Raw genomic sequence first — 22,005 nt, 5'->3', positions numbered from 1 at the left:
TCGACTCGCGCGGCTTCGCCGTGCGGCTCGACCGGCAGGAGGTGGTCTCGACTCGCGCGGCTTCGCCGTGCGGCTCGACCGGCGAGAGCGGGCGGGCTACCCCGTGACGAGGTTCACGAGGCGCGGGGCCCGCACGACGACGTGCCGCACGGTGCGGTCGCCGATCGAGCGCTTGACGCCCGGCAGCTCGCGCGCGGTGCGCTCGAGCTCGTCCTCGGTGATGTCGGCCGCCACGTCGATGCGGTCGCGCACCTTGCCGTCGACCTGCACGACCGCGGTGACCGTCTGCTCGACGAGCAGCGAGCGATCGGCCTTGCGCCAGCCCGCGTTCGCGACCGACGGCTCGAAGCCGAGGTTCGCCCACATGTCCTCCGCCGTGTACGGCGCGAAGAGCGACAGTCCGAGCGCGATCGTCTCGACCGCCTCCCGCACCGCGGGATCGGCGGCACCGGCACCGGTGTCGACCGTCTTGCGCGTGGCGTTCGTCAGCTCCATGAGCCGCGCGACGACGACGTTGAACTTGAGCGCCTCGACGAGCCCCGGCGCATCCGCCAGGAACCGGTGCGTCTCGCGCCGCAGCGTGCCGTCGCCCGGCTTCGGGTCGGTACCCGGCTTCGCGAGCGACTCCTTCGACAGCCGCCACGCGCGCGCGAGGAACTTCTGCGCACCGGTCGGGCTGACGTCCTTCCAGTCGATGTCGTCCTCGGGCGGGCCGGCGAAGCTCATCGCGAGCCGCACCGCGTCGACGCCGAAGCGCTCGAGCTCCTCGGAGAGCGTGACGAGGTTGCCCTTCGACTTCGACATCTTCGCGCCGTCGAGGATGACCATGCCCTGGTTGAGCAGCGACTCGAAGGGCTCCGTGAACGGCACGTGGCCGAGGTCGAAGAGCACCTTCGTGATGAAGCGCGCGTACAGCAGGTGCAGGATCGCGTGCTCGACGCCGCCGACGTAGCGGTCGACGGGCGCCCAGCGGGCCACCTGCGCCTTGTCGAAGGCCTGGGTGTCGTCGTTCGGGCTCAGGAAGCGCAGGTAGTACCAGGAGGAGTCGACGAACGTGTCCATCGTGTCGGCGTCGCGGCGCGCGGGGCTGCCGTCGATCGGCGACGGCACGTTCACCCAGTCCTGGGCCGCGCCGAGCGGACTCGTGCCCTTCGGCGACAGGTCGAGCCCCGCCGAGTCGGGCAGCGTGACGGGCAGCTGCTCGAACGGCACCGGCACCTCCTGCCCGTCCTCGGTGTGGATGATCGGGATGGGCGTGCCCCAGTAGCGCTGGCGGCTCACGAGCCAGTCGCGCAGCCGGTACGACTTCGCGGCACGGCCGACGCCGCGGCGCTCGAGCAGCTGCACCATGCGGCCGATCGCGTGCTGCTTCGACAGCCCGTCGAGCTCGCCGGAGTTCATCAGCCGGCCGTCGCCCGTGAGCGCCTCGCCCGTCGTCTTCGGGTCGAGCGTGGGCAGGTCGTCGGGCAGCACGGCGTTGCCGTGCTCGTCGAGCGGGATCGCGGGCATCACGCCCGTGACGGCGGCGTTCGTGTCGACGACGACCTTCACCGGCAGGTCGAAGGCGCGCGCGAAGTCGAGGTCGCGCTGGTCGTGCGCGGGCACGGCCATGACCGCGCCGTGGCCGTAGTCGGCGAGCACGTAGTCGGCGGTCCACACCGGCATGCGCTCCCCCGTCAGCGGGTGGATCGCGACGCGGCCGAGGTCGACGCCGGTCTTCGTGCGCTCGGCGTTCTGACGGTCGATCTCGGTCATCCGGCCGACGTCGTCGAGGTAGGCCTGGAACCGCATCCGCACCTCGGGCGATGCGCCGGCGGCGAGCTCCGCCGCGAGGTCGGAGTCGGGGGCGACGACCATGAACGTCGCGCCGTAGAGCGTGTCGGGGCGCGTCGTGAAGACGGGCACGGGGCTGTGGTGGCCCTCGATCTCGAACTCCACCTCAGCGCCGACGGAGCGGCCGATCCAGTTGCGCTGCATGCGCAGCACCTTGTCGGGCCAGCGGCCCTCGAGCTGGTTGAGGTCGTCGAGCAGCCGGTCGGCGTAGTCTGTGATCTTGAAGTACCACTGCGTGAGCTTCTTCTTCACGACCGGCGTGCCGCATCGCTCGCAGCGCCCGTCGACGACCTGCTCGTTCGCGAGCACCGTCTGGTCCTGCGGGCACCAGTTGACGTTCGACGGCTTGCGGTAGGCGAGGCCGGCCTTGTAGAGCTCGAGGAACAGCCACTGGTTCCACTTGTAGTACGCGGGGTCGGAGGTGTGCAGGATGCGGTCCCAGTCGAACGCGGTCGCGTACTGCCGCATCGAGCGCTTGTGCTGCTCGATGTTGGCCTCGGTCCAGCGCTTCGGGTCCTCGCCGCGCTTGATCGCTGCGTTCTCGGCCGGCAGGCCGAACGAGTCCCAGCCGATGGGGTGCAGCACGTTGAAGCCCTGCTGACGCCAGTAGCGCGCGAGCACGTCGCCGTAGGCGTACGACTCCGCGTGTCCCATGTGCAGGTCGCCCGACGGGTACGGGAACATGTCGAGCACGTACTTGCGCGGCCGCGCGTCGGTGTCGTCGTCCGTCGCGAACGGGCGGATGCGGTCCCACACCGGCAGCCAGCGCTGCTGGATTCGGGCGAAGTCGAAGGTCTCGTCGGTCACAGATGCTCCTGGGTGTCGTCGGCCGGGAGCGGCACGACGGCTTCCCAGTCTACGGCGCTCATCCGCAAGCACCTCGTGACACAATCGAGACCGTCCCGGCCAGAGCGGTCCAGGGTCGTGTGCGAGGGGAGGGAAGTCGGTGCCGGAGTTCGAGAATCCGCCAGCCACGGTCGACGTCCCCGCGTCGCGCGTGACCCGCATCGTCGCGATCGACGCCCCTCGCAGCGCCGTCTGGCGCTGCCTCACGGAGCCCGATCTGCTCGCCCGCTGGCTCGGCGACATCGCCGCGTTCCCCGGCGGCGTCGTGGCCGGCGCGACCGGCCGGTTCGCGTGGAGCGGCGAGGTCGTGCTCGCCGCGCGCATCCTCGAGGTCGAGCCCGAGGAGCGCTTCGTCTTCGACTGGGCCGAGGGCATCCTCTCGGGCAGGGCGTCGACGGTCGAGATCGACCTGCGCGACGTCGACGGCTCGACCCAGGTGCACCTCGTCGAGTCGGGCTTCCCGCTCGAGGGCGATCAGGCCGCTCGCCGCGAGGCGCTGCGGGCGCTCGCCGCCGGCTGGACGGTCGAGCTCGACGAGCTCGTCGACCTCGCGGAGTCGCTCGCCCGCTGACCTGCAACCCTAAGGTTGCACGACGCCTCGTGCCGTCGTAGCCTGCACCTGCAACCCGACGATTGCAGGAGGCACCATGACGCACGAGCCGCAGGCCACCGCCGACGAGCACGCGATGCGCGTGTCGCGGGCGATCGAGGTGCGCGCGCCCATCGAGGTCGTGTGGGAGACGCTCACCGAGCCGCGCTGGATCGCCGAGTGGTTCGGGCAGCGCGCCGACTTCCCCGACGGTGTGCACGAGGGCGCGACGGGCAGCTTCGGCTGGGAGGCGCACGGCGACTTCCCCGTGCGCATCGAGGCCTGCGAGCCGCCGTGCCGGTTCGCGTTCCGCTGGGGCACGCCCGGCGAGCCGATCCGCGACGACAACAGCACGACCGCGACGTTCTCGCTCGAGCGCGACGGCGGCGTCACGCGGCTCACGGTCGTCGAGACGGGGTTCGACCGCCTCGCCGACGCCGGCGCGCGACGCGCCGCGCTCGAGGACAACCGCGAGGGCTGGACCGACGAGCTCGACGACCTCGTCGCCCTGCTCGCCCGCCGCTGGACGCCCGCGGTCGCCGACCGCACCGCCGGTACGATCACGCGCTCGCTCGAGATCGCGGCCGCCCCCGACGTCGTGTGGCGGCACCTCACCGACCCGACGTCGATCGAGGCGTGGTGGGGGCATCCGGCCGACTTCCCCGGCGGCGTGCGCGCCGGCGTCACCGGCACGTTCGAGCACGAGGGGCAGCGCTTCCCCATCGCGCTGCGCATCGTCGACGCGCCCTCGACCTTCGCGTTCCGCTGGGGCGCGCTCGGCGAGTCGGAACCGGGACCGGAGGCGTGCGACGTGCGCTTCGACCTCGAGCCGACGGCCACCGGCACGCGCGTGACCGTCGTGGAGTCGGGGTGGATGCGCGCGCCCGTCGAGGAGCGCGACGAGCGCATGGACCAGAACGTCGAGGGCTGGGAGCTCGTGCTCGACGGCCTGCGCGCGCACGTCCTGGCGGTGGTCTGACGATGGCGGCGATGACCGTGCCGCCGCCGACGCAGCAGCTCGCGGCGCTCGCCGACGACACCCGCTGGGCGATCCTCGAGCTGCTCGGGAGCGAGCCGCGCTCGGCGAGCGAACTCGCGAGGGCGCTGCCGGTGTCGCGGCAGGCGATCGCCAAGCACCTCGCGGTGCTCGAGGCCGCCGGTCTCGTCGACGCCGTGCGCGAGGGCCGCTCGGTGCGGCACCGCGCGGTCGGTGCGAGCCTCAGCGCTCTCGCCGATCGGCTCGACGCGATCGGCCGGGGCTGGGAGTCGCGCCTGGACCGCCTCGCGCGGATCGCGGAGTCGCGCCCGACCCCCTGACCGCATCCGTCCGTCATCTACTGCCGACCGCCGACCGCCGGTCGAACTTCCCTGAACTCCGGGAGTCGCGGCCGAGACACCGCGATTCAGGGAAGCTCGGCGTCGGGCCGAGAGGCGGGTCAGGTGCTGGCGGGGACGAGCGCCGCGAGGAGCGCCGCGGCCTTGACGTGCAGCTCGTCGACCTCGAAGGCCGGGTCGGAGAGCGCGGTGACGCCGCCGCCGACGCCGATGTGCACGCCCTCGGCATCGGCGACGACGCTGCGGATGACCATCGCGAGCTGGCACGACTCCCCCGCGACGATGCCGAAGCAGCCCGCATAGACGCCGCGCGGCGCACCCTCGAGCGCCTGCAGCAGCTCGACCGTGCGGCGCTTCGGCGCGCCCGTCATCGATCCCGCCGGGAAGAGCGCGCGCACGGCGTCGAGCGGGCCGAGGCCCGGCAGCAGCCGCCCCCGCACCGTCGAGACGAGCTGGTGCACGGTCGGATACGTCTCGACGCCGAGCAGGCTCGTCACGTCGACCGAGCCCGGCTCGCACACCCGCTGCAGGTCGTTGCGGCACAGGTCGACGATCATGACGTTCTCGGCGCGCTCCTTCTCGTTGTCGAACAGCTCGCGCGCGAGCGCCGCGTCGTCGTCCGCCCCGCGCCGGCGCGTGCCCTTGATCGGCCGGGTGGTCGCGACACCGTCCTCGACCCGAAGGAACGTCTCGGGGCTCGCGCTCGAGACGGTGACGCCCGCGATCCGCAGCAGTCCGCCGTGGTGCACGGGGCTCGCCGAGCGCAGCCGCGCGTGCGTGGCGATCGCGTCGATCGGTGGCGCGTCGATCGCGGTCGTGAGGCACAGCACGTAGGAGTCGCCGTCGCGGATGTGCGCGCGGCAGCGCTCCACCTTCGCGGCGTAGGCGGCGTCGTCGTCGCGCCACGTCACGAGCGCCGGGTCGACGGTCGTCATCGGCGGCAGCGTCACCGGCGGCGCGGGCGGGAGCGTCCACGGCTCGCCATCGCGCGACTGCAGCTGCGCTCGCCCGCCCTCGATCACGACCCACCGGTCGAGCAGCAGCCACGCCGCCTCGGGGCTGCGGCCGACCGCGGGCTCGAGGCCGAGCATCCGAACGCCCGCCTCGTAGCCGAACCAGCCCACCCACGGCCCGGGCATCGCCGTGCGCGCGGCCTCGAGCGCCGCGACCGCGTCGCCCTCGACCGGCCGGCCGTCGAGCGTCGCGACGCCGCCCCGCGCGAGCAGCACGTGCGCGCCGACGCCCAGCACGTGCGCGCCCTCGGAGGACGAGTCGAGCCAGACGACGTCGCCGCCCTCGGCCTCGAGCGCCGCGAACGCCGCCTCCGGCGTCGTCGTCATAGGTGCTGCCCAGCGGGCACCGAGGTGCGGCAGGAGTGCCGCAGGGGTCGCTGGCATAGGGTCGATCCTATGAGCGGGAGCGACGTCGTGCGCGCGTGGACGGGCGCACGGTTCGAGACCGCGACCGGCCGCCTCGGCGAGACGCTCGCCGCCGATTCGTGGCTCGTCGTCGACGGCGGGGTGCTCGCGCTCGACCGGCATCGCCGCCGGTTCGCGGATGCCGTGGCCGACGTCGGCGGCGACGCGCGCGCCGCGCTCGCGGCCGTCGATGCCGCGATGGAGCTCGTGCCCGAGGGCTCGTGGTCGCCGCGGCTCGACCTCACGCCCGACGGCATCCGCCTGCGGATCCGCGAGGCGCCGACCGCGACCGGCACGGTCGACGTCGTGACGGCCTCGCGCGATCCGCGCACGCTGCCGCTGCGCAAGGGACCGGACCTCGCCGCGCTCGCCGCGCTGCAGGCGCAGGAGCGCGCTCGCATCGGCGCCGACGTCGAGCCGATCCTCACCGCCGACGGCACCGCAGGGCGCGCCGTCGCGGAAGGCGCGTGGTCGGCGCTGCTGTGGTGGCACGGCGACGCGCTCGTCGTGCCCGCATTCGACATCCCCCGGCTCCCCTCGGTGACCGCCGCCGTCATCCTCGACCTCGCGCGCGCCGACGGCGTCGAGGTGCGCGAGGCGCGCGCGACGCCCGACGACCTCGAGGGCCGAGAGGTGTGGCTCGCCAACGCGCTGCGCGGCATCCGCGCGGTGTCGCACTGGCACGGCGGCCCGCAGCTCGCACCGGCCGAGCGCGCGCCCGCGTGGCGCGCCCGGCTCGAGTCGCTGCGAGCGCCCCTCGGCGGGGCGCTCGACGCACCGATCGCGAGCCGGCGGTGATCGACGACGCGATCGATCTGCTGCTCGAGACGATCGGCTCGATCGATCCCCTGCTGCGCACCCTGCTCGCAGGACTCGCGATGCTGCTCGAGACGAGCGTGCTGCTCGGGCTCGTCGTGCCGGGCGACACGATCGTCATCATCGCCGCGCTCGCGGTCGAGCAGTGGCCGTGGTGGCTCGCGCTCATCGCGGCGACCGTGATCGGTGCGATCTGCGGCGAGTCGATCGGCTTCGCGATCGGCCGGTGGATCGGGCCGGCGATCGACCGCTGGCTCGCCCGCCGATGGCCGAAGGCGTCGCTGCGCTGGCGCCGCACCGAGCGGTACCTCGCCCGTCGGGGCGGCATCGCCATCTTCCTGTCGCGCTTCCTGCCCGTCGCGCACTCGCTCGTGCCGCTCATCGCCGGCAGCGCCGGCATGCCCTACCGCCGCTTCCTCGCGTGGACGCTCCCCGCGTGCATCCTGTGGGCGACGGCGTACTCCAGCGCGGGCTGGCTGGCCGGCGGCACCTACCGCGAGCTCGCCGACGAGCTGCACGGCGCGGGCTTCGTGCTCGTCGGCGTCGTCGTCGTCTTCCTCGTCGGCGCCTACGTCGTGAAGCGGCTCGTCTCGCGCAGCGAGGCGCGGCACCTCGACGACTGAGCGCGGGCGCTGCGCCTCGGAGGCGCTCCGCCGCGCGGGCGCCGCACTTCGGTGGCGCTACGCCTCGGGCGCGGTCTCCGCAGCCGGCACGGGCTCACCGAACGCGACCACGAGGTGCTGCATCGCGCACACGCGGCCGAGTGCGAGGTAGCGCGGGTCGCCGTGCGGGTCGTGCAAGAAGGCGTAGGTGACGAGCGCGTCGAGCCCGCCGACGGCGAGCACGAGCGCCTCGTGCTGCTCATCGTCGAGCTCGATGCCCCATCGACCGCTCACGTAGTCGGCCATGAGCGCTGCGAACTGCGGCGCGACCTGCTCGCGCGCCTGCGGCCCGAGGTCGAGCCCCTCACCGGTGCGGAGCGAGCGGAACGACGGCACCTCGCGGAAGGTGTCGACCATCGCGCCGATCACGGCATCCGTCGCATCCGTCCAGGTCTCGTGCGGCTCCGCGAGCACTCGCGCGAGCGCGTGCCGCAAGCGCTCGAGGTTGCGCTCCGCGAGCGCGACGAGCACCGCCACCCGGTCGGGGAAGTAGCGGTAGACGGTGCCGATCGAGGCGCCGGCGCGCTCCGCGACGAGGGCGGTGGTGAGGTGCTCGATGCCGTGCTCGACGACCACGGCGGCAGCCGCGTCGAGCAGAGCCTCGACCCGCTGCGCCGCTCGCGCCTGCACGGGCTCGTGACGCACCGTGACCGACGGCTGGCCGGGAGGACGTTCGTTCATGTGCTCATCCTCTCGCATGCGGGCTCCACGGATGAGAGCATTCCAGCATGTGCGGACGGTACGTGGTGGCCACACCGACGAGCGACCTCGTCGGGCTCTTCGAGATCGACGAGGCGGGCGCCGACCTGCCGGAGCCGAACTGGAACATCCCGCCGACCACGACCGTGCCGATCGTGGTCGAGCCGGCGCCCCGCGACGACGGCCCGCCCATCCGCCGGCTCGAGGCGGCGCGCTGGGGTCTCGTGCCGGCGTGGGCCGACGACGTCTCGGTCGGACAGCGTGCCTTCAACGCGCGCAGCGAGTCGGCGGCGTCGAAGCCGATGTTCCGCGACGCGGTGCGCGAGCGCCGCGCGCTCGTGCCCGCCGACGGCTGGTTCGAGTGGCATCGCGAAGGCGAGGCGAAGACGCCCCACTACGTGCACGGCGACGCGCCGATCTCGTTCGCGGGCCTCTACGCGTGGTGGAAGCAGCCGGACGGCACCTGGCTGCTGTCGACCTCGATCCTCACGACCGCGGCGACCGGCGCCCTCGCCGAGATCCACGAGCGGATGCCGCTCGTCGTGTCGCCCGAGATGCGCGACGCGTGGCTCGACCCGACGGAGGACGGCGAGGCGGCGCTCGAGGCAGTGGTCGCCGAGGCGCCGGGCGTCGTCGCCGACCTCTCGTCGCACGTCGTCGACCGGCGCGTCGGCAACGTGCGAGAGCAGGGGCCCGATCTCATCGCGGCAGTCGCCACCGAGTAGGGTCGAGGGGCGTTCACGGCTCGGGAGGTCACGCATGGAGGAGCTCGATCCGCTGGCGCGCATCCCGGAGCCGATCAAGCACACCGCGGCCCGCATCGAGGACTGGTTCCACGAGCAGCGAGAGGCCCGCGCGCTCCGCAGCGGACGGCTGCCCGTCATCGTCGCGTACCCGGGCTACGGGGGCGACGGCTGGGTGCGCGTGCTCGCGCGCGTGCTGCTCGTGGCGCCCGGCGACGAGCACCGCGCGCAGTACGAGAACGTGCGCGGCTGGCGCTCCTTCACGTCGCTCACGCTCAACGACGTCGACGTGACGATCGCGGCGGGCGACGAGCGGCACGTCGTCACCGCCGACCGCGGCGGCGTCGTCGACGCGATCGTGCCCATCCGCCTCGAGCCGGGCTGGCAGGAGCTCTCCGTCTCGGTCGCCGGCTCCGTGCCGGTCGCGGCGCCCGTCTTCGTCGTCGATCCCGCGACGCGCTTCGGCGTCGTGAGCGACATCGACGACACCGTCATGGTGACGTCGCTCCCCCGGCCGCTGCTCGCGGCGTGGAACGCGTTCGTGCTCGACGAGCACGGCCGCACGCCGGTGCCCGGCATGGCGGTGCTCTACGAGCGCATCAAGCAGCAGCACCCGGGCAGCCCCTTCGTCTACCTCTCCACCGGTGCGTGGAACGCGGCCCCCGCGCTCACCCGCTTCCTGTCGCGCAACCTCTACCCCGCGGGCAGCATGCTGCTCACCGATTGGGGCCCGACGCACGACCGCTTCTTCCGCTCCGGCAAGGAGCACAAGCGCGCGCAGCTCAATCGGCTCGCGCGCGAGTTCCCCGACATCCAGTGGCTGCTCGTCGGCGACGACGGCCAGCACGACGAGGAGCTGTACGGCGAGTTCGCGAACGCGCACCCCGCATCGGTGCGCGCGGTCGCGATCCGCGAGCTGTCGACGCAGGAGGCGGTGCTCGCCGGTGGCCGCAAGCACGCCGACACCCGCTCGATGCACCCGTGGGTGTGGTCGCCCAACGGCGGCGGGCTCGTGAAGGAGCTCGCGGCGCTCCCCGAGCTGCAGGTGCTGTGACGGGCCAATCGGCCGGCATCCGGGCGATCGCGATCGCCGTCGTCCGCCGCGCCGACGGTGCGCTGCTCGTCACGAGCGCGACCGAGCCCGATACGGGGCGCGTGCTCGTGCGGCCGCCCGGCGGCGGCATCGACCCAGGCGAGTCGGCGGCGGATGCGGTCGTGCGCGAGCTGCGCGAGGAGCTCGGCGTCGAGGCGGGCGCGGTGCGGCCGCTCGGCGAGCTCGAGCATCGGGTGTCGTTCGCGGGCCGGGAGCTGCATGAGCGCGTCTCCGTCTTCGCCGCGACGCTGCCGGATGCGCCGCTGCCGCCGACGACGGATGCGGGGCATCCGGTGTGGTGGCTCGCCGCGGACCGCTTCGCCGACCCGGCGATCGAGCTCGTGCCGGCGGGGCTCGTCGCGCTGCTCGGCCCCCGCTAGCCCCGCTGTCTGCGTGGGGTGGTCACGACACGCCGCGCGCGCTGCTGCCGGACGGCGTGTCGTGACCACCCCGCGCTGCGCGGACGGCGTGTCGTGACCACCCAGCGGTCTGCGGGCCGGGCGAGGCGGCCGTCAGCGGGCGAGGACCTCGCCGGCGCGGGCCGCGGACCGGGTCCAGCCGCCCGACTGCGTGACGCGCACCGGGCCGTCGCCGAGGAAGCGCATCGCCACGAGCGCCGCGGCCTGCCCGGCCGTGAGGCCGCTCGGGTCGACGACGCGCGCCCAGACGGCGCGCTCGGCACGTCGGCGCACGGCCTCGCCGGGCGAGCGCGGCAGCGCCGCCTCGACGTCGGCCGCGGCCTGGGCCGCGAGCGACCTGACTGTCTCGGCGGCGACGTCGCCGGTGTGGGACCAGCCTCCCCGCGGCGGGGACACGGCGGCCCACGCGGGGCGCGCCACGGCATCCGGCACCTCCACGTCGGCGCCCTGCTGCAGCGCGTCGCGCAGCGCCGGCAGCGCGACGACGCCGTCGAACCGCGCAGGCCCGCGCATGCGCGACGCGCGCGCGACGAGCACCGTCGGCCCGCTGTCGAGCAGCCCGCTCGCGGCGGTGAGCGGCGTCGTGAGCAGCGCGACCTCGCCGTCGGCGAGCAGCCGCACGGTGCCGTCGCCGAACACGGCGGCGCGCTCGAGCAGCAGGATGAGGTCGGCGCGCGCGCGTTCGTCGAGGGCGAGGATGGCGTGCATGTGCTCCCTAGACTAGAGCGGCCCACGACCGGGCGCCGTCTGGAGGACCGCATGACCGATCGCATCCGCGTGCTGCTCGACACCCTGACGCTCCAGGACACCGGTGCTCGCACGAGCGAGGACATCTTCACCGGCACGAGCCACTCGATGCCGTACGGGCGGGTCTTCGGCGGGCAGGTCATGGCGCAGGCCGTCGTCGCCGGCCAGCGCACGGTCGAAGCCGACCGGCCCATCCACTCGGTGCACGGCTACTTCGTGCGGCCGGGCGATGTCGAGCTGCCGATCACGTTCTCGGTCGAGCGCATCCACGACGGCCGCTCGTTCTCGACGCGGCGGGTGCAGGCGTACCAGCACGGGCTGCCGATCATGTCGATGATCTCGTCGTACCAGGACATCGACCCCGGCCCCAGCTCGCAGCGATCGATGCCGACGGGCCTCCCCGCTCCCGAGGACCTGCCGAGCTCGGACGACCTGCTCGCGCCCTACGCCGGCCACCCGCAGGCGCGCGCCGTCATCGCTCGCCCGTTCGACATCCGCCATGTCGAGGGTCCCGTGTACCTCCCCGACCGCGAGCGGCCGCGACGCGGCAAGCAGCACGTCTGGATCCGGGCGAAGGATGCGCTGCCCGACGACGACGCCCTGCACCGCGCGGCGCTCGCCTACCTCTCCGACTACGCCATGCTCGAGCCGATCGTGCGGATGCACGGGGCCGCGTGGACCACGGAGGGCCTGCGGGCGGCGAGCCTCGACCACGCGGTGTGGTGGCACCGGCCCGCCCGGGTCGACGGCTGGCTGCTGCTCGAGCTCGAGACGATCTCGTCGGGCGGCGGACGCGGCCTCGCGAGCGGCTTCGTCTACGCGCCCGACGGCACGCACGTCGCGACGATCGCCCAGGAGGGCATGGTGCGGGTGCCGATGGACGCGGCCGAGCAGTGAGGGTCGACGCGATCGCGCCCGCCGACGCGATGCGCGCGCTGCGCGACGCCCTGCCGCTGCGCACCGAGCGGCTGCTGCTGCGCACGCTGCACCCCGACGACCTCGACGCCGTGCGCGGCTACCGCAACGCGCCCGGGCAGCGCCGCTGGACGTACACGCCCGACCAGACCGAGGCCGAGCTCATGGCCTGGACCGCGGGCGGCGCGCCCGTCTTCCTGCGCGACGGCGACGCCGTGCAGCTCGGCATCGAGCACGACGGCGCGCTCGTCGGCGATCTCATGGTGCGCATCACGAGCCTCCGCAGCCGCCAGGTCGAGCTCGGCTGGATGATCGCGCCCGCGGCCCAGGGGCGCGGGATCGCGACCGAGGCCGCGCGTGCCGCGCTCGATCTCGCGTGGAGGATCGGCGCGCACCGCGTGATCGCGCACCTCGACGAGGAGAACGTCGCCTCCCGGCGCGTGGCCGAGCGGCTCGGCATGGTCGTCGAGGCGCGCCACGTCGAGGACGAGGTCAACCCGGCGACGGGTGAGCTCGGCACCTCGCTCATCCTGGCCATCCGCCGCCACTGAACCTCGACGTCGCCAGTGGTCGCTCATCCCGCTGAGCGGGTCGAGCGACCACTGGCGACGTTGAGGAGCGGGGTCGGTCAGTTCGAGGGGAAGCCGAGGTTCAGGCCGCCGTGGCTCGGGTCGAGCCAGCGGCTCGTGACGACCTTCTCGCGCGTGTAGAAGTCGTACGCGTGCTTGCCGTAGGCCTTGCCCTGCCCGAAGATCGACTGCTTCCAGCCGCCGAACGAGTGGTAGCCCACGGGCACGGGGATCGGCACGTTGATGCCGACCATGCCGACCTGCACCTCGTTCTGGAAGCGGCGCGCGGCACCGCCGTCGTTCGTGAAGATCGCCGTGCCGTTGCCATACGGGTTCGAGTTGATGAGCTCGAGACCCTCCTCGTAGGAGGCGACGCGCACTATCGAGAGCACGGGCCCGAAGATCTCCTCCTTGTAGGCGGCGGAGTCGGTCGGCACCTTGTCGATGAGCGTCGGCTTGATCCAGAACCCGTTCGGGTCGCCGTCCACCTCCGGGTCGCGGCCGTCGACGAGCAGCGTCGCGCCGTCGTCGGCGGCCGTCTGGATGTAGCCGGCCACCTTGTCTCGGTGCGCGCCCGTGATGAGCGGTCCCATGTCGTTGTCTCGCGTGCCGTCGCCCGTGCGGATCGCACCCATCTTCTCGGCGATCTTCGCGGCGAGCTCGTCGGCGATCGTGTCGACCGCGACGACGACCGAGATCGCCATGCAGCGCTCGCCCGCCGAGCCGAAGCCCGCGTTGACCGCGGCGTCGGCCGTCACGTCGAGGTCGGCGTCGGGCAGCACGAGCATGTGGTTCTTCGCGCCGCCGAGCGCCTGCACGCGCTTGCCGTGCTTCGAGCCCGTCTCGTAGACGTACTGCGCGATGGGCGTCGAGCCGACGAACGAGACCGCCTCGACATCCGGATGCGTCAGCAGCGTGTCGACGGCCTCCTTGTCGCCGTGCACGACGGTGAGCACGCCGTCGGGCAGGCCGGCCTCCTGATAGAGCTCCGCGATCCACACCGACGCGGACGGGTCCTTCTCGCTCGGCTTCAGCACGACGCAGTTGCCGGAGGCGAGCGCGATCGGCGCGAACCACAGCGGCACCATCGCCGGGAAGTTGAACGGGCTGATGATGCCGACGACACCGAGCGGCTGGCGCAGCGAGTAGACGTCGACGCCGGTCGACGCGTTCTCGGAGTACTCGCCCTTCGTCAGGAGCGGGAACGCGGTCGCGAGCTCGACGACCTCGATCGCGCGCGCGATCTCGCCGAGCGCGTCGGAGTGCACCTTGCCGTGCTCGCGGGTGATGATCTGCGCGAGCTCGTCCTTGCGGCTCACGATGAGCTCGCGGAAGCGGAACATGATCGACTGGCGCTTCGCGATCGACAGGTCGCGCCAGGCGGGGAACGCCGCCTTCGCGGTCGCGATCGCCTCTCCGACCTCGTCGGCGCTCGCGAGGGCGACCTCGCTGACGGCCGTGCCGAGCGCCGGGTTGAAGACCGGTGCGGTGCGGTTCGAGCCCTCCTGGCGACGGCCCGCGATCCAGTGCGGGATGGAGGTGGGCGCGGCGGCCGCGTTCGCGGTGTCGACGGCGGTCTCGGTCATGGTGTCGCTCCTCGGCGTGGTGGCATCGTTGCCCCGCCAGCCTACCGAGGCTCAGCCGCGCCGGAAGTCGACAGGTGCCTCGAGGTAGGGCTCCCAAGCGGCGCGCTCCGCCGGGGTGAGGCGGCGCGGCACGCCGGTCACCGCATCGAGCATCACGACGAGCGTCGCGGCACGCGCGTACAGCACGGAGCGGTCCGGCGAGAAGACCTCGTAGCAGACCTGCATGCTCGCGCCCCCGAGGTGGCCGATCCAGGTCTCGACGACGATCGGCTCGCGGTGGTGCGGGATCTGCCCGAGGTACTCGGCCTCCTGCCGCGCGATCACCGTGATGCTCGAGGCGCCCGCACCGGCGTCGATCACGGCGGTCGCGGGCGAGCCGTCGGGCCCGCCCGCCCAGAACGCGACGATGCGCGCCTCCTCGAGCAGGGTCAGCAGCGAGGCGTTGTTGACGTGCCCGTACGCGTCGAGGTCCGACCAGCGCACCTGCACGGGCACCTCGAGGCGCATCAGTCCCTCGTGAGCTTCCGGTAGGCCGAGCGGTGCGGCTTCGCGGCGTCGGGGCCCAGCCGCTCGATCTTGTTCTGCTCGTACGCCTCGAAGTTGCCCTCGAACCAGTGCCAGTACCCGGGGTTCTCGTCGGTGCCCTCGTAGGCGAGGATGTGCGTGGCGATGCGGTCGAGGAACCACCGGTCGTGCGTGATGACGACGGCGCAGCCGGGGAACTCGAGCAGCGCGTTCTCGAGGCTCGAGAGGGTGTCGATGTCGAGGTCGTTGGTGGGCTCGTCGAGCAGCAGCAGGTTGCCGCCCTGCTTGAGCGTCATCGCCAGGTTGAGCCGGTTGCGCTCTCCGCCGGAGAGGACGCCGGCCTTCTTCTGCTGGTCGGGTCCCTTGAAGCCGAACTTGCTGACGTAGGCGCGCGAGGGGATCTCGACGTTGCCGACCTGGATGTAGTCGAGCCCGTCGGAGACGACCTCCCACAGGTTCTTGTTCGGGTCGATGTTCGAGCGGCCCTGATCGACGTAGCTGAGCTTGACGGTCTCGCCGATCTTGAGATCGCCGCCGTCGAGCGGCTCGAGGCCGACGATCGTCTTGAAGAGGGTGGTCTTGCCGACGCCGTTCGGGCCGATGACGCCGACGATGCCGTTGCGCGGCAGCGTGAACGAGAGGCCGTCGATGAGCTGACGGTCGTCGAAGCCCTTCTCGATGCCCTTGGCCTCGAGGACGATCGAGCCGAGGCGAGGGCCCGCCGGGATCTGGATCTCGTCGAACTCGAGCTTCTTGGTGCGCTCGGCCTCGGTCGCCATCTCCTCGTAGCGGGCGAGGCGCGCCTTCGACTTGGCCTGGCGGCCCTTCGTGTTGGATCGCACCCAGTCGAGCTCCTCGGAGAGGCGCTTCGCGAGCTTCTGATCCTTCTTGCCCTGGATCTGGAGGCGCTCGGCCTTCTTCTCGAGGTAGGTCGAGTAGTTGCCCTCGTAGGGGTAGAGGCGACCACGGTCGACCTCGCAGATCCAGCCCGCGACGTGGTCGAGGAAGTACCGGTCGTGCGTGACGGCCATGACGGCGCCGGGGTACTTCGCGAGGTGCTGCTCGAGCCACAGCACGCTCTCGGCGTCGAGGTGGTTCGTGGGCTCGTCGAGCAGCAGCAGGTCGGGCTTCTCGAGCAGCAGCTTGCAGAGCGCGACGCGGCGACGCTCACCGCCGGAGAGGTTCGTGACCGGCCAGTCGCCCGGCGGGCAGCGCAGCGCGTCCATCGCCTGCTCGAGCTGCGAGTCGAGGTCCCACGCGTCGGCGGCGTCGATCTCCTCCTGCAGCGAGCCCATCTCGGTCATCAGCGCGTCGAAGTCGGCGTCGGGGTTCGCCATCTCGGCGGAGATCTCGTTGAAGCGCGTGATCTTCGCCGTCAGGTGGCCGAAGGCCTCCTGCACGTTCTCCAGCACCGTCTTCGACTCGTCGAGCTCCGGCTCCTGCATGAGGATGCCGACGGAGTAGCCGGGGGTCAGCTTCGCTTCACCGTTCGACGGCGTGTCGAGGCCGGCGATGATCTTGAGGATCGTCGACTTGCCCGCGCCGTTAGGCCCCACGACGCCGATCTTGGCGCCGGGGATCACCGCCGTCGTGACGTCGTCGAGGATCACCTTGTCGCCCACAGTCTTGCGGGCGCGCACCATCGAGAAGATGTATTCGGCCATGCCCTCAGTCTACGGTGACGATCTCGCCCACGAGGCACCGGCCGCCGCCGAGCGGGCTCGCTCGCATCGCGATCGGCTCGCCGTCGCCGACCTGGCCGACGATGCAGCTGTCGCCGTCGAGCACCGCGATCTCGAGGAACGTGACGGGGGCCCCGAGGGAGTCGACCTCGCGCGTGCGCTCGATCGCGTCGCTCGGGAAGCCGGCAGCCTCGACCGCGGCGACGAGCGCGTCGGGATCGTTCGGCGAGTGCCCGGCGATCGCAGCGAGGAAGTTGTCGAGCGCTTGGTCGGCCGCGGCGCTCGGTGCTGCAGTGACCGCTGGCGCGTCGCTCGCCCCGGAGACGCCCATGCCGTCCGGGTCGCCCGTGCCGTCCGGGTCGGCCGCGGTGCAGCCCGCGAGCAGCAGCGCGAACAGCGCGGCGGCGAGCAGCGCTGATGCCGCGGATCGACGCACGGAGCCTCCCGAGCGGTAGATGGACGGCTCCAGCCTACGGGCGTCAGAAGGGCGGATCGGGCTCGGCGAGCGGCGCGCTCCACGTCTCGTGCGTCGCGCCCTGCAGCACCGGTGCCGGCTCGGCTGCGGCCGTCGCGGCGGTCCACGCCGGCTCCGCGGCGGCCGTCGAGGCAGCCCACGCAGGCTCTGCGGGCTCGTGCTCGGGCTGCGGCGCGGGTCGCTCCTCCGCCGCGGCCGATCGCCGATCCTTCGTCACCGCGCCGGTGCGCAGCGTCGGGCCGATGTGGTCGGCGCGGATCTTCACGCTCGTGCCGCGGCGCTCCCCCGACTCCCAGTCCTCGATCTTCAGCTTGCCGACGACCACGACGAGATCGCCCCTCCGGAGCGACGCGGTGACGTGCGCCGCGAAGTCGCCCCACGCCTCGACCGAGAACCAGTTGGTGTGGGTGTCGATCCAGGTCTCGTCGACCTTCCGCCGCGCCTTGCTCGCGAGACGGAACTCGGCGACGCGGTCGCCGCGCACGGACTTCAGCGTCGGGTCGCCGCCCAGGCGCCCGACGACGGTGATGACATCTTCGTTCATGGGCGCGAGCATGCGCCGGCACGGCACTGCCGCGGGCGACCGATCGGCCGCCCTGTGGACAACGTCAGACGCGCAGGTACTCGGCGAAGCCGGCGCGGATCTTGTTGACCTTCGGCGCCGCGACAGCGAGGCAGTAGCCCTGCGTCGGGTTCTTCGCGAAGAAGTCCTGGTGCTCGTCCTCGGCGTCGTAGAACTCGCGGAGCGGCTCGAGCGCGGTCACGACCTCGCCTGGCCACCACTCGGCCGCCCGCGCGATCGCGGTCTCGAAGCGCTCGCGCTCCGCGTCGTCGCGGTAGAACATCGCCGAGCGGTACTGGGTGCCGACGTCGTTGCCCTGGCGGTTCAGCTGCCGCGGGTCGTGCATCGTGAAGAACATGTCGAGCACCACCTCGGTGGGCAGGCGATCCTCGTCGTAGACGACCTTCACGGCCTCGGCATGGCCGGTCCTGCCGGTGCACACCGTCTCGTAGTCCGGGTGGGCGACATCGCCGCCCGTGTAGCCGGACACGACATCCTCCACGCCGTCGACGACGCGATACGCGGCGTCCAGGCACCAGAAGCAACCACCGGCGAGCACGATCTCCTGCATGGTCCGAGCGTAGCTCCGACCCCTCTGCGCCCGCCGTGGCCGCGGGCGCGGCGGTGTGGGTGGCCGGTCGTAGCGTGCAGTCGAGGGAGAGGAGCGGCCATGGCCATCATGTCCAGCACCCAGCGGCGCACCGCACCGCAAGCGACCGGCGTCGCGACCCGCCGCGTGCGCGACGACCTCTGGCGCGTCGTCAGCGCATCCGGACTCGCGCTCGGCTACATCGCCCAGGTCGACGGGCCGGGCGGGACCGTCTTCGAGGCGCGCCGGCTGCTGCCGGGCGGCACCGCGATGATCCCGATCGGCGGCGGCTGGGCGCTCGCCGACGCGCTTGCCTGCTTCACGACGCCGTAGGCCGGACGACGAGAGCGGTAGGCCGGACGACGAAGCGGGGCCGAGGCTCTCGCCCCGACCCCGCCAGAGCGATCCGCTCAGGTGATCCGCTCAGGCCGCGACGGGCGCCTGCTGGATCGCCGAGATCTCGATCTCGATGTCGATGTCGTCGGAGAGCATGACGCCGCCCGACTCGATGGCGACGTTCCAGGTGATGCCGAAGTCGCTGCGCTTGACGCGCGTGCGGGCCGATGCGCCGGCGCGGGTGTTGCCCCACGTGTCCGGGCCGATGCCGCCGAACTCGACGAGCAGCGAGACGGGCTTCGTCACGCCGCGCAGCTGCAGGTCGCCGTCGACGTACAGGTCGCTGCCGTCGACGCGCGCGCCGGTCGACTGGAAGGTCCACATCGGGTGCTCGTCGGTCGAGAAGAAGTCGGCCGAGCGCAGGTGCGCGTCGCGGTCGGCGTTCTTCGTATTGATCGTCGACGGGTCGACGGTCGCCGTGATCGACGACTCCTCGGGCTGCTCGGCCAGCACGATGGTGCCCTCGAGGCCCTCGATCTCGCCGCGGACCTTCGCCACCATCATGTGGCGGACGGAGAAGGTGACGTTCGAGTGCGAGCCGTCGATGACGTAGGTGCCGGGCTGGTAGCCGGGGATGTTCTGCAGCATGGGTGCCTTTCGGTCGAAGGAGTCGTTCAGAATCGAACGAGCAAGTCCGAGGAGAGGGAACCGCGCCGCGTCTCGATCCATTCCCGATCCGTCGACCGGGCGGGCGGATGCGTCACTCGCCGTGCAGCAGGTGCTTGCCCTCGCGGCGGTTCAGCAGCATGCGACGCACGACCCACCACACGATCAGCACGATCACGGCGCCGATGACGACCCACTGCAGCCAGTCCATGTACGGCTCGATGATGTGCCAGTTCTGGCCGAGGGTGAACCCGATCATGATGAAGATCGTGTTCCAGATGGCCGAGCCGATCGCAGTGAGCCCGAGGAACAGCGGCACCGGCATGCGCTCGATCCCCGCTGGGATCGAGATGAGGCTGCGGAAGATCGGCAGGAACCGGCCGAAGAAGACCGTCTTCCAGCCGTGCTTCGCGAACCACGCGGTGGTCTTGTCGATGTCGCTCGAGCGCACGAGCGGCATCTTCGACGCGATCCGGGCGAGCCGCTCGTGGCCCAGCACGCGGCCGAGCGAGTAGAGCAGCAGCGCGCCGACGACCGAGCCCGCGGTCGTCCACAGGATCGCCTCGAGCAGCGTGAACCCGCCCGCCGCGGCGGTGAGCCCAGCGAGCGGCAGGATGACCTCGCTCGGGATCGGCGGGAACAGGTTCTCCGCGGCGATCGCGAGCCCCGCGCCGGGAGCACCGACCGCCTCCATGAGGCCGACGGCCCAGCCGGCGACGCCGGTGAGCTCGCCGGTGTCGGGGGCGGGCTGGGCTGACTGCAGCATCGTCCGGAGCACCACAACAGCCTAGGGCCGTCGGCTCGGTCACCCTGTCATGTAAGCGTCGTGCCACGACGCACCCCTCCGCTGGATGGTCACGATCGCGTGGCAGTTGCGACAGCGCACGTCGCATTTCGCGATCTCCGCTTCGATCACCGCCAAGCCACGCCCTCGTCGAACCATGCTGCCGACGCTGGCAACCTTCGTCCCACGAACGTGGTCGAATTCGAGCACACGTATGTCCGTGCTGCCACAGTCCACGCATCCGTGGGAGAAGCGCGCCATGATCGCGTCGAGTGCTTGCCGGCGTCGAGCCTTGCTCGTGCGGCGCACATTGGCTTTGTGGCGTGCCGCATTGTCTCGATAGTGCGCCTTCTGGCACGCGCGGCAGTACGAGTGTCGACCGTCCTTGTTGCGGGGGCTCCTATTGAAGTCACCGACTGGCTTCTCTCCAAGGCACCGCGCACAACGCTTCATGGCCGGAAGATAGAGGGAGCCACTGACAGCGCTTCTGGATGCGCCCCCGGCGGGAGTCGAACCCGCGACAAAAGGATTAGAAGGCCTCTGCTCTATCCGCTGAGCTACGGGGGCGTGCTCAATCTACCGGGCGCGACTGCGCCACTCGGTTCGGCGGCTGCGAAGTGCCTATCTCGGCTCCCTCGAGGCGGCAGGCTACGGGCTCGCCTGGCGCACTCCTGTTCGACATGAACGGCGCTCCTCCACTCCAACCCGAGCCGGCACGATGCGCTGCGCGTCGTCGCCCGCAGGCATCGACCGCACCACGGAGCGGATGAGCGAGCGCCGCATCATCATGGAGGCCGTGTCGTCTCGTGACCCGCGGTGGCCACCCTCTGGCGCCGTGTGGGCGGCCGCCAGTAGCTTGCCCGCATGGAGACCGAGTTGGAGCCTCTCCCTCCGCGCCGCGACCGACCACGCCTGCCGGACGGCTACGGCCTGCCGGCCGACGACGAAGGACTGCTCGACTGGCGCGAGGTCGAGGCACGGCTCATCGCCTCGAAGCACTACTGGCTCGCGTCGGTGCGCCCGGACGGTCGTCCGCACAGCATCCCCCGCTGGGGCGTGTGGGTCGACGGCCGGTTCTGGTACGACGGCGCCCCGACCACGCGGCACGCGCTGAACGCGGAGCACAACCCCGCCGTCACGCTCACGCTCGAGAGCGGCACCGAGGTCGTCATCGTCGAAGGCAGGTCGCTCGCCGCGCGCGCCGACGCGGACGACCTCGGCGCACGGCTGTCGGCGGCGTTCGGCAAGTATGCCGACGACGGCTACGCCCCGGCGGCCGACGCGTGGTCGGGTGCCGACGGAGGCGGGCTGCGGGTCATCACGCCCGAGCGCGTGCTGGCCTGGTTCGACTTCCCGAAGGACGTGACGCGCTTCCGCTGGTGACGGCGGTCGCGCCGCGAAGCCAGACGGCACCATGGCAGGCTGGAGCCATGACGGGTGCGCTCTTGTTCGACATGGACGGCACGCTCATCGACTCGGAGCCCATGTGGCACGACGAGATGCGCGCCTTCGCGAAGCAGCACCGCATCGAATGGACGGCCGAGGACGCGCACTGGACGACCGGCCGGCCGATGGTCGAGTGGGCCGAGCGGATGCGCGAGCGCGGCGTGACGCTCGACGCCGCGACGATCATCGCGACCGTCGCGGGCGCCGTCGCCGCGCGAGTGCGCGACGACGTCCCGTGGCTGCCGGGCAGCCTCGCCCTGCTCGAGCGCGTCGCCGCGGCCGGGATCCCCGCAGCGCTCATCACCAACGCGACGGCAGAGAACGCGCGAGCGCTGCTCGCCGCGGCGCCCGAGGGGGCGCTCCGCTTCGCAATCGCCGCCGACGACGTGGAGCGCTCGAAGCCCGATCCCGAGCCGTACGCGACCGCGATCGCGCGGCTCGGGGCCGACGCATCCGCCTGCATCGCCTTCGAGGACTCGAGCAGCGGCGCGCGCTCCGCCGTCGCCGCCGGCGCCCGGCTCTGGTTCCTCACGACCCAGCTCACCGCATCGCCCGTGCCCGCCGAGCGCACGATCGGCACGTTCGCCGACATCGACGCCGACGACCTCTTCGCCGCGATCGGCTGACCCTCGGACGCCGCGTACACTCGGGCGCGTGGCTGCTGCTGATC

Annotated in this window: 25 protein-coding genes and 1 tRNA gene; 13 read left to right on the top strand and 13 right to left on the bottom strand. The window is 72.2% G+C overall.

Annotated elements, in window-relative coordinates:
• Window positions 1-96 precede the first annotated feature (96 nt).
• Entirely contained in the window at window positions 97-2,640 is a 2,544-nt protein-coding gene (gene leuS / locus ABD106_RS01420; protein ID WP_343916583.1) for a leucine--tRNA ligase, read from the bottom strand.
• A 139-nt stretch (window positions 2,641-2,779) separates the two neighbouring features.
• On the opposite strand from leuS, the gene ABD106_RS01415 reads away from it, so the two are divergent.
• The 3 genes from ABD106_RS01415 (at window position 2,780) to ABD106_RS01405 (ending at window position 4,585) form a co-directional block, all read left to right on the top strand.
• Window positions 2,780-3,250, top strand: coding sequence for an SRPBCC family protein (locus tag ABD106_RS01415; RefSeq protein WP_343916581.1), 471 nt, complete (start codon window positions 2,780-2,782; stop codon window positions 3,248-3,250).
• A 76-nt stretch (window positions 3,251-3,326) separates the two neighbouring features.
• A complete protein-coding gene (locus tag ABD106_RS01410; protein ID WP_343916579.1) occupies window positions 3,327-4,247 on the top strand; it encodes an SRPBCC domain-containing protein in 921 nt (306 codons plus the stop codon).
• 11 nt (window positions 4,248-4,258) lie between these two features.
• On the top strand, window positions 4,259-4,585 hold the full coding sequence (locus ABD106_RS01405) for an ArsR/SmtB family transcription factor (protein WP_343916577.1): 327 nt from the start codon (window positions 4,259-4,261) through the stop codon (window positions 4,583-4,585).
• A gap of 119 nt (window positions 4,586-4,704) precedes the next feature.
• Here ABD106_RS01405 and ABD106_RS01400 read toward each other — a convergent pair whose 3' ends face one another.
• Window positions 4,705-6,000, bottom strand: coding sequence for an anthranilate synthase component I family protein (locus ABD106_RS01400; protein ID WP_343916575.1), 1,296 nt, complete (start codon window positions 5,998-6,000; stop codon window positions 4,705-4,707).
• Between the two features lie 12 nt (window positions 6,001-6,012).
• Here ABD106_RS01400 and ABD106_RS01395 point away from each other — a divergent pair, with 12 nt between their 5' ends.
• Together ABD106_RS01395 and ABD106_RS01390 are read left to right on the top strand one after the other, a co-directional pair.
• Window positions 6,013-6,819, top strand: a complete 807-nt coding sequence (locus ABD106_RS01395) for an aminotransferase class IV (protein WP_343916573.1) — start codon at window positions 6,013-6,015, stop codon at window positions 6,817-6,819.
• Entirely contained in the window at window positions 6,816-7,460 is a 645-nt protein-coding gene (locus tag ABD106_RS01390; protein WP_343916572.1) for a DedA family protein, read from the top strand. Before ABD106_RS01395 ends, ABD106_RS01390 begins: the two co-directional genes overlap by 4 nt.
• A 57-nt stretch (window positions 7,461-7,517) precedes the next feature.
• On the opposite strand, the gene ABD106_RS01385 is transcribed toward ABD106_RS01390, so the two are convergent.
• Complete coding sequence (locus tag ABD106_RS01385; RefSeq protein ID WP_343916570.1) at window positions 7,518-8,180, bottom strand: TetR/AcrR family transcriptional regulator; 663 nt, start codon at window positions 8,178-8,180, stop codon at window positions 7,518-7,520.
• 47 nt (window positions 8,181-8,227) lie between these two features.
• Between ABD106_RS01385 and ABD106_RS01380 the strand changes: the two genes are divergently transcribed.
• From ABD106_RS01380 to ABD106_RS01370, 3 genes are read left to right on the top strand one after another with little or no spacing between them, the layout of a single operon-like run.
• On the top strand, window positions 8,228-8,923 hold the full coding sequence (locus ABD106_RS01380; RefSeq protein WP_343916569.1) for an SOS response-associated peptidase: 696 nt from the start codon (window positions 8,228-8,230) through the stop codon (window positions 8,921-8,923).
• A 34-nt stretch (window positions 8,924-8,957) separates the two neighbouring features.
• Window positions 8,958-9,995, top strand: coding sequence for an App1 family protein phosphatidate phosphatase (locus tag ABD106_RS01375; protein ID WP_343916567.1), 1,038 nt, complete (start codon window positions 8,958-8,960; stop codon window positions 9,993-9,995).
• Window positions 9,992-10,414 (top strand): NUDIX domain-containing protein, encoded by a 423-nt coding sequence (locus ABD106_RS01370; protein ID WP_343916565.1) that lies wholly within the window; start codon window positions 9,992-9,994, stop codon window positions 10,412-10,414. The genes ABD106_RS01375 and ABD106_RS01370 overlap by 4 nt, the downstream gene beginning before the upstream one ends.
• A gap of 132 nt (window positions 10,415-10,546) precedes the next feature.
• Here ABD106_RS01370 and ABD106_RS01365 read toward each other — a convergent pair whose 3' ends face one another.
• Window positions 10,547-11,161 (bottom strand): DUF8185 domain-containing protein, encoded by a 615-nt coding sequence (locus ABD106_RS01365; RefSeq protein WP_343916564.1) that lies wholly within the window; start codon window positions 11,159-11,161, stop codon window positions 10,547-10,549.
• 51 nt (window positions 11,162-11,212) lie between these two features.
• On the opposite strand from ABD106_RS01365, the gene ABD106_RS01360 reads away from it, so the two are divergent.
• Together ABD106_RS01360 and ABD106_RS01355 are read left to right on the top strand one after the other, a co-directional pair.
• Window positions 11,213-12,097, top strand: a complete 885-nt coding sequence (locus ABD106_RS01360) for an acyl-CoA thioesterase (protein ID WP_343916562.1) — start codon at window positions 11,213-11,215, stop codon at window positions 12,095-12,097.
• Window positions 12,094-12,666, top strand: a complete 573-nt coding sequence (locus ABD106_RS01355; protein WP_343916560.1) for a GNAT family N-acetyltransferase — start codon at window positions 12,094-12,096, stop codon at window positions 12,664-12,666. The genes ABD106_RS01360 and ABD106_RS01355 overlap by 4 nt, the downstream gene beginning before the upstream one ends.
• Window positions 12,667-12,743: 77 nt before the next feature.
• Here ABD106_RS01355 and ABD106_RS01350 read toward each other — a convergent pair whose 3' ends face one another.
• From ABD106_RS01350 to msrA, 6 genes are all read right to left on the bottom strand, one after another.
• Entirely contained in the window at window positions 12,744-14,270 is a 1,527-nt protein-coding gene (locus ABD106_RS01350) for a CoA-acylating methylmalonate-semialdehyde dehydrogenase (RefSeq protein WP_343916558.1), read from the bottom strand.
• Between the two features lie 51 nt (window positions 14,271-14,321).
• A complete protein-coding gene (locus ABD106_RS01345) occupies window positions 14,322-14,777 on the bottom strand; it encodes an acyl-CoA thioesterase (protein WP_343916556.1) in 456 nt (151 codons plus the stop codon).
• Window positions 14,777-16,459 (bottom strand): energy-dependent translational throttle protein EttA, encoded by a 1,683-nt coding sequence (ettA, locus tag ABD106_RS01340; protein WP_343916554.1) that lies wholly within the window; start codon window positions 16,457-16,459, stop codon window positions 14,777-14,779. Before ettA ends, ABD106_RS01345 begins: the two co-directional genes overlap by 1 nt.
• A 4-nt stretch (window positions 16,460-16,463) precedes the next feature.
• On the bottom strand, window positions 16,464-16,913 hold the full coding sequence (locus ABD106_RS01335; RefSeq protein ID WP_343916552.1) for a DUF6993 domain-containing protein: 450 nt from the start codon (window positions 16,911-16,913) through the stop codon (window positions 16,464-16,466).
• A gap of 43 nt (window positions 16,914-16,956) precedes the next feature.
• Window positions 16,957-17,496 carry a single-stranded DNA-binding protein gene (locus ABD106_RS01330; protein ID WP_343916550.1) on the bottom strand — a complete coding sequence of 180 codons (540 nt, stop codon included), beginning with the start codon at window positions 17,494-17,496 and terminating at the stop codon, window positions 16,957-16,959.
• Window positions 17,497-17,560: 64 nt separating this feature from the next.
• Window positions 17,561-18,085 (bottom strand): peptide-methionine (S)-S-oxide reductase MsrA, encoded by a 525-nt coding sequence (gene msrA, locus ABD106_RS01325; RefSeq protein ID WP_343916548.1) that lies wholly within the window; start codon window positions 18,083-18,085, stop codon window positions 17,561-17,563.
• Between the two features lie 99 nt (window positions 18,086-18,184).
• On the opposite strand from msrA, the gene ABD106_RS01320 reads away from it, so the two are divergent.
• Entirely contained in the window at window positions 18,185-18,436 is a 252-nt protein-coding gene (locus ABD106_RS01320; protein WP_343916546.1) for a hypothetical protein, read from the top strand.
• Window positions 18,437-18,526: 90 nt separating this feature from the next.
• On the opposite strand, the gene ABD106_RS01315 is transcribed toward ABD106_RS01320, so the two are convergent.
• From ABD106_RS01315 to ABD106_RS01305, 3 genes are all read right to left on the bottom strand, one after another.
• The gene (locus ABD106_RS01315) at window positions 18,527-19,087 is read right to left on the bottom strand and encodes a YceI family protein (RefSeq protein WP_343916544.1); all 561 of its coding nucleotides are present in this window, start codon (window positions 19,085-19,087) and stop codon (window positions 18,527-18,529) included.
• Between the two features lie 112 nt (window positions 19,088-19,199).
• A complete protein-coding gene (locus ABD106_RS01310) occupies window positions 19,200-19,883 on the bottom strand; it encodes a DedA family protein (RefSeq protein WP_425545698.1) in 684 nt (227 codons plus the stop codon).
• A gap of 500 nt (window positions 19,884-20,383) precedes the next feature.
• Window positions 20,384-20,456 (bottom strand) — tRNA-Arg (locus tag ABD106_RS01305).
• 297 nt (window positions 20,457-20,753) lie between these two features.
• Here ABD106_RS01305 and ABD106_RS01300 point away from each other — a divergent pair.
• Together ABD106_RS01300 and ABD106_RS01295 are read left to right on the top strand one after the other, a co-directional pair.
• Window positions 20,754-21,272, top strand: a complete 519-nt coding sequence (locus ABD106_RS01300; RefSeq protein WP_343916542.1) for a pyridoxamine 5'-phosphate oxidase family protein — start codon at window positions 20,754-20,756, stop codon at window positions 21,270-21,272.
• Between the two features lie 47 nt (window positions 21,273-21,319).
• The gene (locus tag ABD106_RS01295) at window positions 21,320-21,961 is read left to right on the top strand and encodes an HAD family hydrolase (protein WP_343916540.1); all 642 of its coding nucleotides are present in this window, start codon (window positions 21,320-21,322) and stop codon (window positions 21,959-21,961) included.
• Window positions 21,962-22,005 lie beyond the last annotated feature (44 nt).

Origin of the sequence: Agrococcus citreus (assembly GCF_039527715.1) — a bacterium.
Taxonomy (GTDB): domain Bacteria; phylum Actinomycetota; class Actinomycetes; order Actinomycetales; family Microbacteriaceae; genus Agrococcus; species Agrococcus citreus.
Note: the sequence above shows the minus strand (reverse complement) of the source record. Positions and strands in the feature narration are given on the sequence as shown.

What these genes read in the sequence shown, in the direction of transcription:
- ABD106_RS01410 (WP_343916579.1), top strand. Translation starts at nt 3,327, where the DNA reads ATGACGCACGAGCCGCAGGCCACCGCCGACGAGCACGCGATGCGCGTG.
- ABD106_RS01345 (WP_343916556.1), bottom strand. Translation starts at nt 14,777, where the DNA reads ATGCGCCTCGAGGTGCCCGTGCAGGTGCGCTGGTCGGACCTCGACGCG.
- ABD106_RS01315 (WP_343916544.1), bottom strand. Translation starts at nt 19,087, where the DNA reads ATGCTGCAGAACATCCCCGGCTACCAGCCCGGCACCTACGTCATCGAC.
- ABD106_RS01400 (WP_343916575.1), bottom strand. Translation starts at nt 6,000, where the DNA reads ATGCCAGCGACCCCTGCGGCACTCCTGCCGCACCTCGGTGCCCGCTGG.
- ABD106_RS01375 (WP_343916567.1), top strand. Translation starts at nt 8,958, where the DNA reads ATGGAGGAGCTCGATCCGCTGGCGCGCATCCCGGAGCCGATCAAGCAC.
- ABD106_RS01320 (WP_343916546.1), top strand. Translation starts at nt 18,185, where the DNA reads ATGGCCATCATGTCCAGCACCCAGCGGCGCACCGCACCGCAAGCGACC.
- ettA (WP_343916554.1), bottom strand. Translation starts at nt 16,459, where the DNA reads ATGGCCGAATACATCTTCTCGATGGTGCGCGCCCGCAAGACTGTGGGC.
- ABD106_RS01380 (WP_343916569.1), top strand. Translation starts at nt 8,228, where the DNA reads ATGTGCGGACGGTACGTGGTGGCCACACCGACGAGCGACCTCGTCGGG.
- ABD106_RS01395 (WP_343916573.1), top strand. Translation starts at nt 6,013, where the DNA reads ATGAGCGGGAGCGACGTCGTGCGCGCGTGGACGGGCGCACGGTTCGAG.
- ABD106_RS01405 (WP_343916577.1), top strand. Translation starts at nt 4,259, where the DNA reads ATGACCGTGCCGCCGCCGACGCAGCAGCTCGCGGCGCTCGCCGACGAC.
- ABD106_RS01360 (WP_343916562.1), top strand. Translation starts at nt 11,213, where the DNA reads ATGACCGATCGCATCCGCGTGCTGCTCGACACCCTGACGCTCCAGGAC.
- ABD106_RS01350 (WP_343916558.1), bottom strand. Translation starts at nt 14,270, where the DNA reads ATGACCGAGACCGCCGTCGACACCGCGAACGCGGCCGCCGCGCCCACC.
- ABD106_RS01330 (WP_343916550.1), bottom strand. Translation starts at nt 17,496, where the DNA reads ATGAACGAAGATGTCATCACCGTCGTCGGGCGCCTGGGCGGCGACCCG.
- ABD106_RS01295 (WP_343916540.1), top strand. Translation starts at nt 21,320, where the DNA reads ATGACGGGTGCGCTCTTGTTCGACATGGACGGCACGCTCATCGACTCG.
- msrA (WP_343916548.1), bottom strand. Translation starts at nt 18,085, where the DNA reads ATGCAGGAGATCGTGCTCGCCGGTGGTTGCTTCTGGTGCCTGGACGCC.
- ABD106_RS01300 (WP_343916542.1), top strand. Translation starts at nt 20,754, where the DNA reads ATGGAGACCGAGTTGGAGCCTCTCCCTCCGCGCCGCGACCGACCACGC.
- ABD106_RS01385 (WP_343916570.1), bottom strand. Translation starts at nt 8,180, where the DNA reads ATGAACGAACGTCCTCCCGGCCAGCCGTCGGTCACGGTGCGTCACGAG.
- ABD106_RS01365 (WP_343916564.1), bottom strand. Translation starts at nt 11,161, where the DNA reads ATGCACGCCATCCTCGCCCTCGACGAACGCGCGCGCGCCGACCTCATC.